This is a genomic window from Planktothrix prolifica NIVA-CYA 540, from assembly GCF_963864145.1.
In the GTDB taxonomy this organism is placed as follows: domain Bacteria; phylum Cyanobacteriota; class Cyanobacteriia; order Cyanobacteriales; family Microcoleaceae; genus Planktothrix; species Planktothrix agardhii.
The window spans coordinates 500,940-516,167 of record NZ_CAWLTW010000001.1 but is presented as its reverse complement, the minus strand read 5'-3'; the positions used below and the strand labels follow the sequence as shown (position 1 = coordinate 516,167).

Sequence of the window (15,228 nt, the reverse complement as noted above, 5' to 3'; positions counted from 1 at the left end):
CTGGATACTGGCTTCATTCGGGGCTAACATCTCCGCCTGTTGCAGCACTTCTAAGGCCTTGCTGATGTTCTCTTGCTTCAGAAAAGCCATTCCCATGGCAGAATAGGCTTGCCAATTACGCGGATCAACGGTCAGGAGGGTTTGATAGGCTCGGATTGCCCCCGCATAGTCCCCTTTACGGAATAGGGTAGCCGCTAATCCCTGGTGAGCCTGGATGTTGTCTCGTTTGAGCATAATGGCTCGACGATAGGCGTCCGCGGCCGCATCATATTGTTGTAAATTGGCGAGGGTAAACCCTAAACCGTACTGAAAATCAGCATTATTCGGTTCTAGGATTAAGGCGTTTTGATAATATTGGGCGGCCACTTGGAAGTTACCGCGTAATGCTTCTAGGTAGGCAATCCCAGAATAAATTTTAGGGTTTCTAGGATCTAAACTAACGGCCTGGGTATAGATGCTAATGGCATTTTCTACATCTCCAGAATCCACCAACTTCCGACCCTGTTCTAACAAATCGTTAAGCTGTTTGTTAGCTTGGGGGTTGGCTTGAGCTACAATTTCCGTAGCTTGAGTAATTTGGGGTGTACTTATAGCAATCACAGCCATAAATACACTACTGATTAATAATTGAGTTCGATTTGACACGGCCTATTTTGTGTGAGAAGTTGAGCGAGTTGTCACTGGAGTTCCTAACCGATGGTTAGGAGTGAAATTGATACTGACATACTTCGGGCCATTTGTGAAGCTATCCGGTTGATCGGATTTCCCTGATTTTAAGGGGTTGTATCTCCCCTGATAGGGGTCAATAAAATTGAACCTCGGATCTGATCCCCCTAAATCCCCATTAAAAAGGGGGACTTTGACTGTCCGCTCCCCCCATTAGTAAGGGGGGTTAGGGGGGTCTTCCCAGGGTGCAAGTCAAATTATTGTTAGTTTCCCAGTCTATTTTTAACCTTTTATTTAATTATTTATATGCGATCGCCCCAACCCCGCAAACAATTCGCTCAACATTGGTTACGCAGTGAAAAAGCCCTGAATAAAATTGTTAAATCTGCCCTATTATCTCCATCGGATTGTCTGTTGGAAATCGGCCCAGGAACAGGCATTCTCACGACTCAATTATTATCGGTAGCTCGGTCGGTTGTGGCGGTGGAAATTGATCGGGATTTATCTCAAAATCTAGTAAAAAGATTCGGAAATCGGGATAATTTTTTATTACTAGAAGGAGATATTCTTACTTTAGATATCGACGGTCAACTCCAAGGGTTTCCTAATTTCCAAAATCCGAATAAAGTTGTTGCTAATATTCCCTATAATATTACCGGGCCGATTGTTGAACAATTGTTAGGAACCATTTCTGAGCCTAATCCTCACCCTTATGAATTAATTGTTCTGTTAGTTCAAAAAGAAGTCGCCCAACGGATCACGGCCAATGCTGGATCTAAAACCTTTGGGGCGTTGTCGGTGCGAGTTCAATATCTGGCCAATTGTGAATATATCTGTGATGTCCCTGCCAAGGCCTTTTATCCCGCCCCTAAAGTCGATTCGGCGGTACTGCGTTTGTGTCCCCGTGCCATTGCCCATCCCGCCACTAACCCGCAATATTTGGAAACCTTACTTAAATTAGGATTTTCCAGTAAACGAAAAATGTTAAGAAATAATTTACAAAGTGTGATCAGTCGAGATCAATTAACCCAATTGCTGGAACAATTAGAAATTAACCCCCAAGTTCGCGCCGAAGACCTCAGCGTTGAACAATGGGTTAATTTAACTAACTTGATGGAAATAACTGATTTAGTCACCGATTAAAATAGTTTTTCTCCTGTCTTTTCTGTCTCTAATTCCGAATAAAAATGCGTTCCTATTCTTTAATTGCTCCGGCAAAAATCAACCTTTACTTAGAAATTATAGGCGATCGCCCCGACGGATATCACGAACTGGCGATGGTGTTACAAAGTATCAGTTTAGCCGATCAAATTGATATTCAACCGATTGGAATTGACACCATTATTGTCCGTTGTGATCATGCAGAAGTTCCCAATGATCATACCAATTTAGCCTATCGGGCGGCGGCATTATTAACTCAACAATTCCCCGAAGCTATGGCACAATTTGGGGGAGTAGAAATTAACATCAAAAAAAATATTCCCATTGCCGCCGGGTTAGCCGGAGGTTCCACCGATGCGGCTGCGGTTTTAGTCGGTTTAGATCTGATGTGGCAATTAGGCTTAACTCAAAGCGAATTAGAAGTATTAGGGGCTCAAATTGGTTCCGATGTTCCCTTTTGTATTCAAGGAGGAACGGCTTTGGCTACGGGACGGGGGGAAGAACTTTCTCCTTTGAAAAATTTAGATCATTTGTATGTGGTTTTAGCCAAATATCGTCACCTGGGAATTTCTACTATTTGGGCTTATAAAACCTATCGTCAACAGTTTAGCCAAACCTATATTTCCCAAGCTCAAGATTTAGAAACCCGTCAACACCGAGTCCATTCGGGGCCGATGGTTTCTGCTATCATGCACGCAGACGGCGCGGCCATTGGTAAATTACTGCACAATGATTTAGAGAAAGTTGCCTTACCCGAACATCCCCAAGTATTGGAACTGCGAGAGGCTTTTGAGTCTCAGGGGGTTCTGGGAACCATGATGTCCGGTTCCGGGCCAACGGTTTTCGCCTTAACGGAATCTGAAGCCGAAGCATTACGGGTTTTAGAAGCAGTTAAAACCCAAATAGCTAACCCAGAATTAGATTTTTGGACAGCAAAATTTGTCTCCACTGGTATTCGTTTAGCCTAATCATAAACCATGACTAAAACTACTCCTAAAACCTCGGAAATTTCCTCAAAAACGGATTCAGTTAATTTATTCCGTTGTATTAGTAATGGGGGAATTTATGCGGCCGTTGCCTTCGGTTTGTATAATGTAACCCATGCTATTTCTGGAAAGTTTGCAGCCAAACCTATCCATTCTGAGAATTTTACCGTGATCCAAATGTCAGCAGCCGTTCGGACTCTTGTGGTTGGTGTATTGACGATGGGAACGGTTTTATTTGCTTTCCTGGCTGTAGGATTAATTGGATTAGCTTTTTACGTTAGTATTCAAAGGTTAATTAAACCTAAGATTCCTTCCTCTAATAGTTAAAAACCGTAGTGAGGCGTTCACGCCTCTAATCTAAGCCCGGTCGGGCTTACTACCGTAGTATATTTTAGGGAGCGAGGACACTCCCACTACAGATCGGTTGAAATTAATTTGGGAAAGAAAATAGAGCCTATTGACAAACTTTCAAACGTTCTCGCTCATCTGGATGATTAGCAAAGAAACTTGATAACCAATTACAACCTCTTTCCAGTAGTTCATCTAAGTTTTGAGGAACAGACCAAACTACAACTTTATTATCCTCTCCAACGATAGCCACATACCGCCAGTCAGGACTAAAACTTGCAAGAACCCCGTCAGGATGAGGGTTAACTTCCCATCGAGCTAATTTCCGACCGAGTAAATCATAAATTTCTACTACTCCGTTTTTAGAGATTGTAGCAATACGATCTCCATTAGGACTAAAGGTAAAATAGTCTACTTGGCTGACTTTCAAAACAGTTGAAATCTTACTCGATAAATCCCAAATATATACGAGTCTGTCTTGATCTATTCCAGCAATATGCTGACCATCTGGGCTTAAGATTGCATTAGAAATAGAGTCATAATTTTTATCCTTTAATTTTAATAAATTTTTACCAGAACTATTATTAATCAATATTGTCTCATCTTTTTCAGTTTCAGTTTCAACTTCAAGGTCTTCGCCAAGTTGAGGATTACTTTTGGCAAGACTTTGATTATTAGTGTTATCGGTATTTAATAATTGGCCTGAAAAGCTCCAAGTTTGAACAATTTTATTTGTAAAAAAAATATCAATCGTTTTACTATCATTATTAAAATTGACGCTATTAATGTTGTAATCTGACTCAGTTTTGATTGAATTTAAAATTTGACCTGAAAATGTCCAAATCTGAACAATTTTATCTTCTTCAATTGTAGCAATGTACTTATTGTTAGGACTAAAAACAACATTTCTAACCCTATTCTTGCTATTTTTAAGTTGAGTAACCTGACGACCTGATACATCCCAAAGGCGAGCTATTTCATCATTTCCATAAGTGATTAAACTTTTACTGTCAGGACTAAAATCAATAGAACTTACAGTTCTTCGATGCCCTGTCAGTTCAAGCTGTTCTTGACCTGATAAATCCCAAAGACGAATTTTACCATCTTCCCCACCTGTTGCAATGAGTTGACCATTAGGGCTAAACCTCACTAATGTAACACTTCCCCGATGTCTTTTAAGTTCTGCTATTTGTTCACCTGAAAAGTTCCAAACTCTAGCAATTCCATCTTTTCCAGCAGTAACTAACTGTTTACCATTAGGACTAAAACTGACATCCAAAACACCGGATTTATGACCTTTAAGTTCTGCCAAAAGTTTTCCCGATATATTCCAAAGATAGGCTTGACCATCAAATTCAATCGTTGCAACAAACTGACTATCGGAACTAAAATTAACTCGGTTGCCTTTAAGTTTTGCTAATTGCTGACCTGACCAATTCCAAATAGTAGGCATAGAGCCACCTTCTGAGGTGACAATATATTGACCATTAGGAGTTATATTGACAGCCCCTGCATCTATTCCGCCAGGAATCCAAGTCAATTTTGCTACTTGCTTACCCGATAAATTCAAGATATATGCTTCGCTTTTCTGAAGTGGATGAATTAGAATACGTTTGCTATCATAACTAAAATAGATGCTAGAAGAATCATTACTATCATCACTTTTATGGCTTTTAAATTCTATTAATTTTTTCCCGAATTTATTCCAGGCTCGAACGAAACCATCTTTTCCTACCGTTGCAATATATTGACTATTAGGACTAAAAATAATCGAATTTCCAGCCCCTTGATGTGCTTTAAATTTCAGTAAATGTTTACCAGAAAAGTTCCAAATATGAACAAACCCATCTTCTCCTACTCCTGCAATATATTGACCATCGGGACTAAAAACAACTCGATTAACCGCACCTTGATGTCCTTTCAACTGAGTCACAGTTTGACCTAGCCAGTTCCAAAGGTAAATATTTGCGTTTGTTGATGATGATACTGTTACAAAAGATTTCTTATCAGGGCTGAAATCTAGTGATTTTAATACTCCCAATGGGTTACGTTCATAAATGTTATCTAAAATTTGTTGTAAGCTAAAAATAGGGGTGACTGTAGGATAATTTTTGAAAGAAGTATTATTGTTTACTATAGGTTTTAAGTCTTCGCCTGTTTGTACTACTTGCATTAAGGCTTCTATAGGTTCATTACCTGAATCAAACTGTTGTAATGCACCCACTCCACTTTGTTCTAATTCTATAAGTTTCAATGAAAATTTTAGTTGTTCTGTTGCATCTTTTAATCTAAAACTAAACCACATCATTGATATTCCCATAAAAAAAAGAATTACTGAAGCAATATCAAAAATTTTTTTATAATATTTTTTCCTCTCTTCTTCTTTGCTCTGATAAATAAAGTTCATATATTCATTGGGTAAGCTTTTGCCCTGTTGCCATAGTTCTGCTTCTCTTAATACTTTGCCTTTTAGAAGATATTCAGGAGCTTTACTATGTTGCAACCAAATTAATAGATCTTGCCTATAAGGATATAATTTAGATAACTGATTTTTTATCCAATCTTTGTTAAATATTAACTCATATATTTTATTGTATAATTCTAAGTTTTCCTGATTTTTAAAAACTAATCCTGATAATCTTAACTGCAATTTTTCAGAACTGTTATCAGATGGAATTTTTCCTTGTTCCAAAATTTTTCTATATAACTCTAATACTTGAATATTTTTTTTATCATCAGCCAATATTCGCCTACGAATTGTTCTCAACAGTTCAGGATTATCTTGGACTTCCCAATTATCGATAATATAAGTTTGCACAATTTGAGCTACATTAGGATCAGTAGAATCCGCATAATCTAAAACTAAATTACAAAGCTTTTGGGTTAAAAACGGTTGCCCATTTGTCCAATTTAAAATATCGCGTAAAACCTGATCAGATTTCTCTCTAAATTTTCCTTCTAATCCTCTTTTTAATACAGGTTCCGCTTGCTCATAAGTGAATCCTGTTAACTCAATCGCTTCACCAACATTAAAAGGGGTTCGTCTACTATCTTTAATCAAATCAGAAGCCGTTATCACTCCTAATAAACAAAAAGTTAAACGTTGATATTCTGGGTTACTAGCTCGAAGATTATATAAACTCCGAATAAACGAGAAAAAATCATCCGTTGATAGTTCAAAACTTAAAACACTATCAATTTCATCTAAAAAAATAACAATATTTTCTTGAATTTGAGGAAACAAAATCGTTTCAATAAACTTTCTAAAACAGCGCAAAGGCGTTAACCAGTTGTTTTCTTCCCACCAGGTCGCTAAATCAACTTCTAAGTCTAATTCTGTTGCAATAGTATCTAATAAGCTTGCATACCATTGAGCAATATTTTCTAAGTCTGTATCTGTTCCAGAAATATCAAGAGTAACACAACTAAACCCTTTTTCCTCCCGAAGTCGCTTGATGGTTCGTACTGCTAAACTAGATTTTCCCATTTTACGAGAATTAAAAACGTTACAAATTTTTCCCTCAATTAACTTTTGATACAGTTGTTCATCTGCTTCTCGTATAACATAAGTTTCAACATCTTCCGGTAGTGTAACATCAGCAATATATTGATAAGCCATAAAATTGTCTCCCTTAAATTTATTAAAATTTGTAGTGAGGCGTGAACGCCTCTAAGCCCTGAAGGGCTTACTACATTTTGAATTTATAAACGTCCTGAAAAATATTGACGGTATAAATCACAGCGAGGTTTACATTCATCATTTTCAACTTTCACTAACCCCAAACCTTCTAATTTAAAGGTTTGAGTTGATCTAACGGGTTGATTTTGAGTGATAACGTCTCGATAAGCTTGAGCTAGTTCAGGAGATTTTTGCAAAATTCCTAACAATTCTCGTAAATCATTAATAAATGGACTTTGCTCAGTGGGAGCAATTTCTAAAAGTTTTTGAAGAGAAAACTCTTGATTTTTTAGATAGTCAAATGCACTCTGTATGAGATACGGATAACCCCCAAACATCAACATCAGTTGATCAAAATCTGAAGAATCAAGGTTTGTTAATCGATAATCTTGAGCTAAATCTTGTACTTGTTTTAAGGTAAAATCGGGTAAAGACACAGTTAAACCTGCACCTGATAACGGCGAAGAATTAATATCGAGAGAAGCGTAAACTTCTGTAGAGTGAACAATAATTAATCGCAGGTTCTTCCAGACTTCACCTCGTCGTTGATTCGAGTTAGCAAGGCTATACCAAGAACGTAACATTTTACAAAAATCTTGGTTATAGCTCGCTTGTTCAAAAATGATATCGACTTTTTCAAGAACAATTACTAAAGGTTGAGTTCGACTAACTAATAAATACTTCCCTAAATAGTTAGTGGTACTGTGATTACAACCATAGTTCCAGAACTCTGAGACCTTATTCTCAACTTCTAATAAATCACTTAGAGCGGAACAAAACCACTGTAATAAATTTTTGTATTGACTTAATATTTCACTGTCTACTTCTTCAAAGTTGAGAATCACTGTTTCATGGTTTTGCTGTTCTGCATAATTTAGTAAACGATTTAACAATAAAGTTTTTCCCATTTTTCTAGGTGCTTTTATCCGAATTAATGCTCCTAGTTTTAATATTTCTTTATAACACTTTGATTCAATGGGAGGACGTTCAATATAAAAATCAGATGGTACTAAACCTAACTGTTCACCAATTTTCAATAAATCTTTCTTTAGATTGGGGCGACGTTCGTTATGATTTGTAGGAGTATCAAAGTCAACCCCTAAAATTGATCTTTGCTTTCTAACCGTCTTTGTATCTATTTCCATAGCTTCAGCAATTTCAGCATCCGTTTTTCCTTGACAAGTTAACAGGAATAATTCTTTACGCTTTTCTGGTAATTCATTAAATATTTGTAACGGTTCTTTCTTCAGCATAGTATTTATGATTTATCACCCTATTCAGTATATCAACTGACGTTTACACAAGCCATACACAAAATTAATCTAATTTGTGTATAAATTGATTATTCTTGTCCATTCGGTGTGTAGCAATACCTATGCAAATATGAAAATGTTCATAACGAGGAATAAATATGTTTCTACCCAACAGCTACGATTATTCTAATTTACCTAACCGTAAAAAACCCGCTCTTGATCTGCGTAGCTTGTCACAACTTGACATCCGTTTAGCTCACTGTCAAAACTGCTATGCGATTCACCCCAGCTTACAACGAAACCAACAAAAACAAATTTTCTGCCCAACTTGCGGAATTCAATATATTGTCAATAGTCCTGAACCTGCAAAAGTAATTCAAGCTTATTTCCGAGATAAAAATCTCTACTTTAATGATAATGACCTTGATATTGAGCAATATAAAAAATTAGGAGCGATCGCACAACGCCTTAATACTGACCCCAATTATCCCCTCATGGCAGGTTTATTAAAAGCAATGAATCTAGCTAAAAAGTTTATCCATTTTATCAGTCTGGGGATTAGTCATCAATTTCTAGGCGCATTAAAAACAGTATCCCAAGGGATTCCAGTTAAAGGTATTGTTTCCTTAACCTCTAGTCAAACCTATCAATTACCCGAATTATCAAACTACACCCATGAAAGCCCAAACCTAGAGATTAAACCGATGTGTGAAACTATTTTTAATTGGGATAGAATTCCTCATCAAAAACTAATTGTTATCGATGGATTAATAGCCTTTAAAGGCAGTGCAAATCTGACCCTTACCGCTTGGCGAAAGGCAGAACGCAATTTAGAAGAAATCGAATTGATCACCAATCTTGAAGAAGTAATTTATCTCCATAATCGCTATTTTTCACCCGTTTGGGCTGATTTTAGTTCGGATGGAAAAGCCATTATTATTGATCACGATAACCTTGAGGATATGGCAGCTTAAAAAACATCAATTCCTGTAGGGGTAACGCTCACATAGATGGAATCCCCGCCCGTTTTACGGCGGGGCGGCGGATGTCAACGACAACCTAGCACCGCTTTTGGATAAGCAATTCGTTTGTGATTAACTTGTTCCCAAACCCGGACAAAGATTTCGGCAATTTTTGCCATTTCTGCCCTGGTTAAACCCGAATCAATTAATTGATTATCTTGCCATCGAGCCTTTAATATTTTATTAACCATATTTAATGCTTCTTCGTGGGTGGCATCTTTGAGCGATCGCAATGCCGCCTCACAGGAATCTGCTAACATCACAATCCCCGTTTCTTTAGATTGGGGAATCGGCCCATCATAGCGAAAATCATCTTCTAGGACTTCCAATTCAGGATTTTCTTTAGCAAGTTGTTGGGCGTGATAATAGAAATAAGCAATCTGCATACTTCCTTGATGTTCAGGAATAAACGCTTGAATTGCTTTGGGTAAACGGTATTTTTTCGCCATTACTAACCCCTCACCAACGTGCTTTTTAATAATTTTGGCACTTTCCCAGGGGTCATCAATCGTATCATGTTTATTCGTTCCCCCCATTTGATTTTCAATAAATCCTAAAGGGTCGTGCATTTTTCCAATATCATGATATAAAGTTCCCGTTCTGACTAATTCCACATTACAGCCCAATTCTTGAGCGGCGGCTTCGGCTAAAGTTGCCACAAACATCGTATGTTGAAATGTTCCGGGTGCTAGGGTTGCTAATTTTTTTAATAACGGTCGATTGGGATTTGCTAACTCAGCTAATCGAATCGGAGTAATTAAATCAAATAGATGTTCTAAATAGGGACTTAACCCCAAGGCGACAATACTCCAAGCCACTCCTTCTAATACTTGTAATCCTACAACCTTGAGCATAACATACCAAATTGATCCGGCTGTTGCACTCGCCATTAAATTAAAAATTAAGTAAACAGCACCTTGAGCAATTCCCACCTCTAATCCTAGTAATGCTAATTCTTCTCGACTCCGAGATTGCCCTGCCAAAAGACTCCCAACTAATCCCCCCACGGCACTGGCCAGTAAATGAAAACTATCAATTTCCATGCCAATTGGTAATAAAATTGAAAGTAGACCCACAACCGTTACTCCCACGGCCGAGCCATAAAAACTGCCCACCAATAACCCCACCGCAGGTAAATTAATCAGAGGTAATTTCAACAAAATAATAATCGGCGTACTTAGGGTTAGCAGTAATAATAAAAGCCGATCTCGACGACGTAAACCTCGATGAAATTTCCATTCAACCAATAAAACAATTCCGACTCCTAGACTAACTAACCCTACTAACTTAATTAATCCTTTTGAATTAATTCCCCGTTCACTCAAACCAAAATAATCCAGTAAGACAAAATCCCTTTGAGTAATTTTTTGTCCCCTGTTAACAATAACTTCTCCCATGCTAATATTAACTAACACAGGTTCAATTTTTTGTGCAACTAACTCCGCTCGATGACGGGTTGCTTCGGGATCTTTAACTAAATTTGATTTTAAAACTTGATTTAATAAATTAGTTGCAAATAATTGAGTTTCTAAAGGAATTGTATATTTAATATGAACTTCAATAGCTTTTTTCAGGATTTCATCGGGTACACCAGGAGCAATCCCCTGGGCTAACATCTCTTGAGTAATTTGAGCAATTCCTGTTTGGGTTTGCAACCAAATTTGATCAGACCAGCCAAAGATGGACTCACTATAAAAGACTGTTTGATCAACAGAGGATTTCTGGGAAAAGGAATTCAATGATGCGGCATATCGCCAACGGGCTTGGGTCACATCGGATAATAATTGTGAAAATTCAACCTCAGTGGTTCGCTGACGGTAAGCCTGTAATTGTGTGAGGGTATGTTGGCGAATTTCGACTAAGTTGGCTTCTTGCCAATCGGTAAATTTGGTCGGATTTTTTTTACTTGGGGTTTTTGATGGGGTAGTTGAGGGAATTTGTACACTCACCTGTTCAACTTGGGCAATTAAATCTTGCCATTCTCGTTCTGGAACCCCGCGCAAGTAACGCTGAACTTCCGTCGATAAAATTCCCGTATTCACAAAAGGAAAAGGTTCGGCGATATTGCGGATAGATGCCCCCTGGGCTAATACCTTTTGAATAGTTTGCTGAATATCTTGATTAACGGCATTGTCAATTACTAAAACCGGAATCGCACCAATTTCAGCCGCTTTGCGCTTTTCATCGGTGGTTTTCAAGTCAGGAACACTGGCATCCCAGGGGGCGTTAATGGTTTCCTGGGCAATACGACCGACATCTAATTTGGGTTGGTTGTAAAATCGAACCCCGATAACGCTGGTTAAGGAAACCACGCTCACCAAGAAAAAGCTTGGACTGGTGAGAGAACTCAATTTTTTTTTGACTTTTCGGGGTTTAGGATTGGATAACAATGAAGGGTTGGAACCGGATAGTTTTGTAGATGAAGGCTGTATAGGAGGTGAGGCGGAATGGGCGCGGCTACAAAGCCGTTCAATCTGTTGCGTCAGAGTAGGTCGCGTATTCATCAGCTTGGAAACTAGATCAAGGGGTTTAGCAGCCGTTTGAATTTAATTGTATAGTATTGTTTTGAGTTTTTAAGGAAAGCTAATAACCATTGGTTTTAAAGGGTGATACACCCCTGACCAAAGAGCAAATAGATTCTGGGCTAACTCTAGCAGTTCTTCCTGAGTGGGGTTGAGTTCTACAGGGTTATTTTCAATTTCTGGATCAGTTGAAGGCCAAATAGAGGGGTCTTGAAACTCCAAACGCCATTTGACTGGAATTGCGATGTAGCCTTGATAGGCACCGGATAAAGCCCCACTGATGGCGGCTGTGATTTGGGGATGGTATCGGGTTTGTAGCGATCGCAAAACCGTTAAAGAATAGTCTTCTGGGGTGCTGAGAAAACAATAGAAGCCCAGAGCCAAGGCCGTCCAATTTTCAGGCTCGAAATGATTTGGAACAGTCGGTTGAGGAGAATAACTGAGTTTTGAGGTTTGGGTCAGTTGACGAACGGCCGTTTCTAAGCTGGCTTTTTGCTGTAATAGGGTTTGAACTTGTTTTAATTTAGCCGTTAAAGCCGATTCGGTCGGTAACAGCTTTAATAAATTGGGAATCAGTTGATGGAGTTCTGGATTTTGAGTTAGGATCTGTGCGATCGCGGTCGCCATGACCAAAACCCCATCCCAAACACTGGGTAACTGTTCCGGGATATTCGATCTTAACTGTTTTAAAGAGATCAAATTATCGTGAAAAAATAAGGCTAGTGGGAAGCCAACAATAGCCGCCTCACTCCCTGAATTTAACCCCTGTGGGCATGGTATCGAGGGTTTTTGAGAAATTTCCAATTTTCGAGGTTCTTCCCTCTGGTTCGTCACTAATGCCCAGTAATCAATCGGATTAAATCCTTGATATTTGATTAAGCTTTGAGCGAGTTGGGGAATCAGTTCCCCCCAATTTAGGGAATAACCAGGAGATAGGTTTTCAGACCTGGGTTTAATTTGGCCTAACCGATAACCGAGGACTGTGCCTAGAAAAGCCCCTTGAAATTGGCTAGATAGTGAATATTGGTTCATGGAGAGGATTCTAACGGTTTTTGCCCCTGCAAATGATGAACCAAAGCCTGTAGTCCCAAGCGGTAACTTTCTGCTCCAAATCCACTAATTTGTCCAATCGCCACTGCTGCAATAAAAGAATGATGCCGGAATGGTTCTCGACGGTAAATATTGCTTAGATGTACCTCAACGGTAGGAATTCCGACTCCTGAGATCGCATCTCGCAGGGCAATACTGGTGTGAGTATAGGCTCCGGCATTAATTAGCAAGCCTTGGTGTTGCCCAAATGCGGAGTGTATTGCATCCACCAAAACCCCTTCGTGGTTAGACTGGATGATTGAGAGTTTAACAGAGAGTAACTGAGCCTCCTGTTCCAACAGTCGATTAATTCCTTCTAACGTTGTTTTCCCGTAAATTTCAGGTTCTCGCTGACCCAAGAGATTCAAATTGGGGCCATGCAATACTAAAAGACTTAGCAAAGGATTAACCTTAATCAAATGTTAAATTAACTACCTCCGACGGCGGGGCTCATCCACAGGTACAGGAATTGGCTCTGCTTCGGGTTGAGCCGCCGGGCCCAATAGGGCATCAATAAGCTCCCGCGCCCATTCTTTTAACTTTTCCAGTATTCTATCAATGTATTCCATTGAACAAAAAGCTCCTCGCTGTAAACTAGCTACGCAACTGGACTGGGGGTTAAGGTTAACCGAATGGTTAGCCCAATCACCGTATAACGCTCAAAACCAATGCTTGCTATGGGTTAGCAAGTTTTATCCTTAACGGATATCTGCTCTATATTTCCTATTCTATTATATTACTCCAATTCTGGCTTAAAATTTCATAAAAGTTTCTAAAATTTTAAGCACTTGGTAATAGGACATCCTAGAATAATCTCTTTAATTTAGGGGATTTTTACACCCCCAACCATCTCCTAGATCCATGGCATTTAGGATTAGTTGAAAATTGGTTTGATCGGGGTCGCTAATTCACAACTGCCTAACTCAAACAAACCTAGAGAGACACTGTACTAGCTCCATCTTACCAAATTTTTCAGTTATGGTTAGACATGAAATTGAACAACACCACCCTCAGCATAACGAATCTTTACAAATTTAGGCAATAGCTTGACAATTTCTTGTTTTCCCCAACCATTAACCTTTACCGAGAAGATGACGACGCAGAAGGTCAAGGGCCGTACTGCTGCTTACCCGCCGTATCCAGTCCCGACTCCGTTTTTCCCCAAAACGACATTCCAGACTCTCTACTGACCCCTGGGGTGTGGCTAAACCAATGTAAACCAGTCCGACGGGTTTGGTCGTAGTACCGCCCCCTGGCCCAGCAATTCCGGTAATACTTAAGCCCCAATTGGTTTGCAAGAGATTTTTGACACCGATGGCCATTTGTTCGGCGACGACCGCACTAACAGCCCCGTATTCCTCTAAATCATCGAGGTTGACATTGAGCAGAGAAGCCTTCACCCGATTATTATAGGCAATTACACCGCCGAGAAAATATTCAGAACTGCCGGGAATTTGGGTCAGGATGTGTCCTAAACCTCCTCCAGTGCAGGATTCGGCCACACTCAAGGTAGCTTGATGTTGTTGCAATAATTCCCCCACCACTGAAGCCAAAGTTTGATCATTGGCCCCATAACAATCGAGTCCAGCAATTTCTCGCAGTTGGGTTTCAATGGGGGTAATTAATTGTTGGGCAATTTCTGGAGAGTCGGCCCGGGCAGAAATTCTTAATTTCACTTCTCCATGATTAGCATAGGGAGCAACGGTGGGATTTTTTAGATATAGGAAATCAGCAACTTTTTCGGCTAAAGTGGATTCGGCTATGCCCCAAAATTTTAGGGTACAACTTTGAATAATTCCTTGACACCAATTGTTATTTTTTAGATAGGGAATTGCCACATCTGACCACATTTGATAAAGTTCTGCGGGAACCCCTGGAAAGGTTAAAATTGTTAATCCATCTCCCCTGGGTTTCCAGATAATTCCCGGTGCAGTTCCGGTTAAGTTTGCAAGGATTTCTGCCCCTTGAGGAATTAAGGCTTGTTTACGATTACTCGCCGACATCACCCGTCCCCGTTGATTAAATTTTTGGGTAATATCTTCAATAATTTCCGGTCTTTCTATCAGGGGAAATCCAAAAAAATCAGCGATGGTTTCAACGGTTAAATCATCGGGAGTCGGCCCTAAACCTCCGGTAAAAATTAATAATTGAGAGCGTTCAGATGCGATCGCAATTACTTTTTTTAGGCGTTCTCGATTATCTCCAACTACACTTTGATAATAATGGGGAATGCCTAATTGAGCCAATTGTTGTCCCAAAAACTGAGCATTGCTATTGAGAATATCACCCAAAAGCAGTTCCGTACCGACACAAATAATTTCAGCAACCATAAGCTCAAGATAAGATAGATTTTGACATCCGCCCCGCCGTAAACGGGCAGGGATTCCATCTATTTTAGCAGGTCAATCCTTCGACCCTTCGACTGGCTCAGGGCTCACGGCTCAGGAGATAGCTGCTGAAATTCTGGCGGGATAATAAGTACCTAAACAAAATTAATTACAC

At 39.4% G+C, this 15,228-nt stretch carries 12 protein-coding genes; 4 read left to right on the top strand and 8 right to left on the bottom strand.

From position 1 onward, the window contains the following. Positions 1–645, bottom strand: a 645-nt coding sequence (locus AC559H_RS02295) for a tetratricopeptide repeat protein (RefSeq protein ID WP_026798424.1), incomplete at its 3' end; no start/stop codon positions are given. Between the two features lie 327 nt (positions 646–972). Between AC559H_RS02295 and rsmA the strand changes: the two genes are divergently transcribed. From rsmA to AC559H_RS02280, 3 genes are read left to right on the top strand one after another with little or no spacing between them, the layout of a single operon-like run. Further along, positions 973–1,809: a 16S rRNA (adenine(1518)-N(6)/adenine(1519)-N(6))-dimethyltransferase RsmA gene (gene rsmA, locus AC559H_RS02290; protein ID WP_026793583.1), complete on the top strand. Its 837-nt coding sequence runs from the start codon at positions 973–975 to the stop codon at positions 1,807–1,809. A gap of 44 nt (positions 1,810–1,853) precedes the next feature. Continuing rightward, positions 1,854–2,795 carry a 4-(cytidine 5'-diphospho)-2-C-methyl-D-erythritol kinase gene (gene ispE / locus AC559H_RS02285; RefSeq protein ID WP_026793584.1) on the top strand — a complete coding sequence of 314 codons (942 nt, stop codon included), beginning with the start codon at positions 1,854–1,856 and terminating at the stop codon, positions 2,793–2,795. Positions 2,796–2,804: 9 nt separating this feature from the next. Next, positions 2,805–3,140, top strand: a complete 336-nt coding sequence (locus tag AC559H_RS02280) for a DUF3082 domain-containing protein (RefSeq protein ID WP_026793585.1) — start codon at positions 2,805–2,807, stop codon at positions 3,138–3,140. Between the two features lie 127 nt (positions 3,141–3,267). Here AC559H_RS02280 and AC559H_RS02275 read toward each other — a convergent pair whose 3' ends face one another. Both AC559H_RS02275 and AC559H_RS02270 read right to left on the bottom strand, forming a co-directional pair. After that, a complete protein-coding gene (locus AC559H_RS02275; protein WP_026793586.1) occupies positions 3,268–6,780 on the bottom strand; it encodes an AAA-like domain-containing protein in 3,513 nt (1,170 codons plus the stop codon). Positions 6,781–6,863: 83 nt separating this feature from the next. Continuing rightward, positions 6,864–8,093, bottom strand: coding sequence for an AAA-like domain-containing protein (locus AC559H_RS02270; RefSeq protein ID WP_036832228.1), 1,230 nt, complete (start codon positions 8,091–8,093; stop codon positions 6,864–6,866). 158 nt (positions 8,094–8,251) lie between these two features. Between AC559H_RS02270 and AC559H_RS02265 the strand changes: the two genes are divergently transcribed. Next, positions 8,252–9,067, top strand: a complete 816-nt coding sequence (locus AC559H_RS02265) for a phospholipase D-like domain-containing protein (protein WP_026793587.1) — start codon at positions 8,252–8,254, stop codon at positions 9,065–9,067. 74 nt (positions 9,068–9,141) lie between these two features. On the opposite strand, the gene AC559H_RS02260 is transcribed toward AC559H_RS02265, so the two are convergent. The 5 genes from AC559H_RS02260 to AC559H_RS02240 form a co-directional block, all read right to left on the bottom strand. Then, positions 9,142–11,619 carry an HD family phosphohydrolase gene (locus AC559H_RS02260; protein ID WP_026793588.1) on the bottom strand — a complete coding sequence of 826 codons (2,478 nt, stop codon included), beginning with the start codon at positions 11,617–11,619 and terminating at the stop codon, positions 9,142–9,144. A gap of 69 nt (positions 11,620–11,688) precedes the next feature. Continuing rightward, positions 11,689–12,669 carry an ADP-ribosylglycohydrolase family protein gene (locus tag AC559H_RS02255; RefSeq protein ID WP_026793589.1) on the bottom strand — a complete coding sequence of 327 codons (981 nt, stop codon included), beginning with the start codon at positions 12,667–12,669 and terminating at the stop codon, positions 11,689–11,691. Beyond that, the gene (gene aroQ, locus AC559H_RS02250) at positions 12,666–13,127 is read right to left on the bottom strand and encodes a type II 3-dehydroquinate dehydratase (protein WP_026787287.1); all 462 of its coding nucleotides are present in this window, start codon (positions 13,125–13,127) and stop codon (positions 12,666–12,668) included. Before aroQ ends, AC559H_RS02255 begins: the two co-directional genes overlap by 4 nt. Positions 13,128–13,157: 30 nt before the next feature. Then, positions 13,158–13,295 carry a hypothetical protein gene (locus AC559H_RS02245; protein ID WP_162832325.1) on the bottom strand — a complete coding sequence of 46 codons (138 nt, stop codon included), beginning with the start codon at positions 13,293–13,295 and terminating at the stop codon, positions 13,158–13,160. Between the two features lie 504 nt (positions 13,296–13,799). Further along, positions 13,800–15,056 carry a competence/damage-inducible protein A gene (locus AC559H_RS02240; RefSeq protein WP_026787286.1) on the bottom strand — a complete coding sequence of 419 codons (1,257 nt, stop codon included), beginning with the start codon at positions 15,054–15,056 and terminating at the stop codon, positions 13,800–13,802. Positions 15,057–15,228 lie beyond the last annotated feature (172 nt).

Coding starts and splice junctions, on each gene's coding strand:
- AC559H_RS02275 (WP_026793586.1), bottom strand. CDS start 6,780: ATGGCTTATCAATATATTGCTGATGTTACACTACCGGAAGATGTTGAA.
- AC559H_RS02240 (WP_026787286.1), bottom strand. CDS start 15,056: ATGGTTGCTGAAATTATTTGTGTCGGTACGGAACTGCTTTTGGGTGAT.
- AC559H_RS02270 (WP_036832228.1), bottom strand. CDS start 8,093: ATGCTGAAGAAAGAACCGTTACAAATATTTAATGAATTACCAGAAAAG.
- AC559H_RS02265 (WP_026793587.1), top strand. CDS start 8,252: ATGTTTCTACCCAACAGCTACGATTATTCTAATTTACCTAACCGTAAA.
- rsmA (WP_026793583.1), top strand. CDS start 973: ATGCGATCGCCCCAACCCCGCAAACAATTCGCTCAACATTGGTTACGC.
- ispE (WP_026793584.1), top strand. CDS start 1,854: ATGCGTTCCTATTCTTTAATTGCTCCGGCAAAAATCAACCTTTACTTA.
- AC559H_RS02280 (WP_026793585.1), top strand. CDS start 2,805: ATGACTAAAACTACTCCTAAAACCTCGGAAATTTCCTCAAAAACGGAT.
- AC559H_RS02260 (WP_026793588.1), bottom strand. CDS start 11,619: ATGAATACGCGACCTACTCTGACGCAACAGATTGAACGGCTTTGTAGC.
- AC559H_RS02255 (WP_026793589.1), bottom strand. CDS start 12,669: ATGAACCAATATTCACTATCTAGCCAATTTCAAGGGGCTTTTCTAGGC.
- AC559H_RS02245 (WP_162832325.1), bottom strand. CDS start 13,295: ATGGAATACATTGATAGAATACTGGAAAAGTTAAAAGAATGGGCGCGG.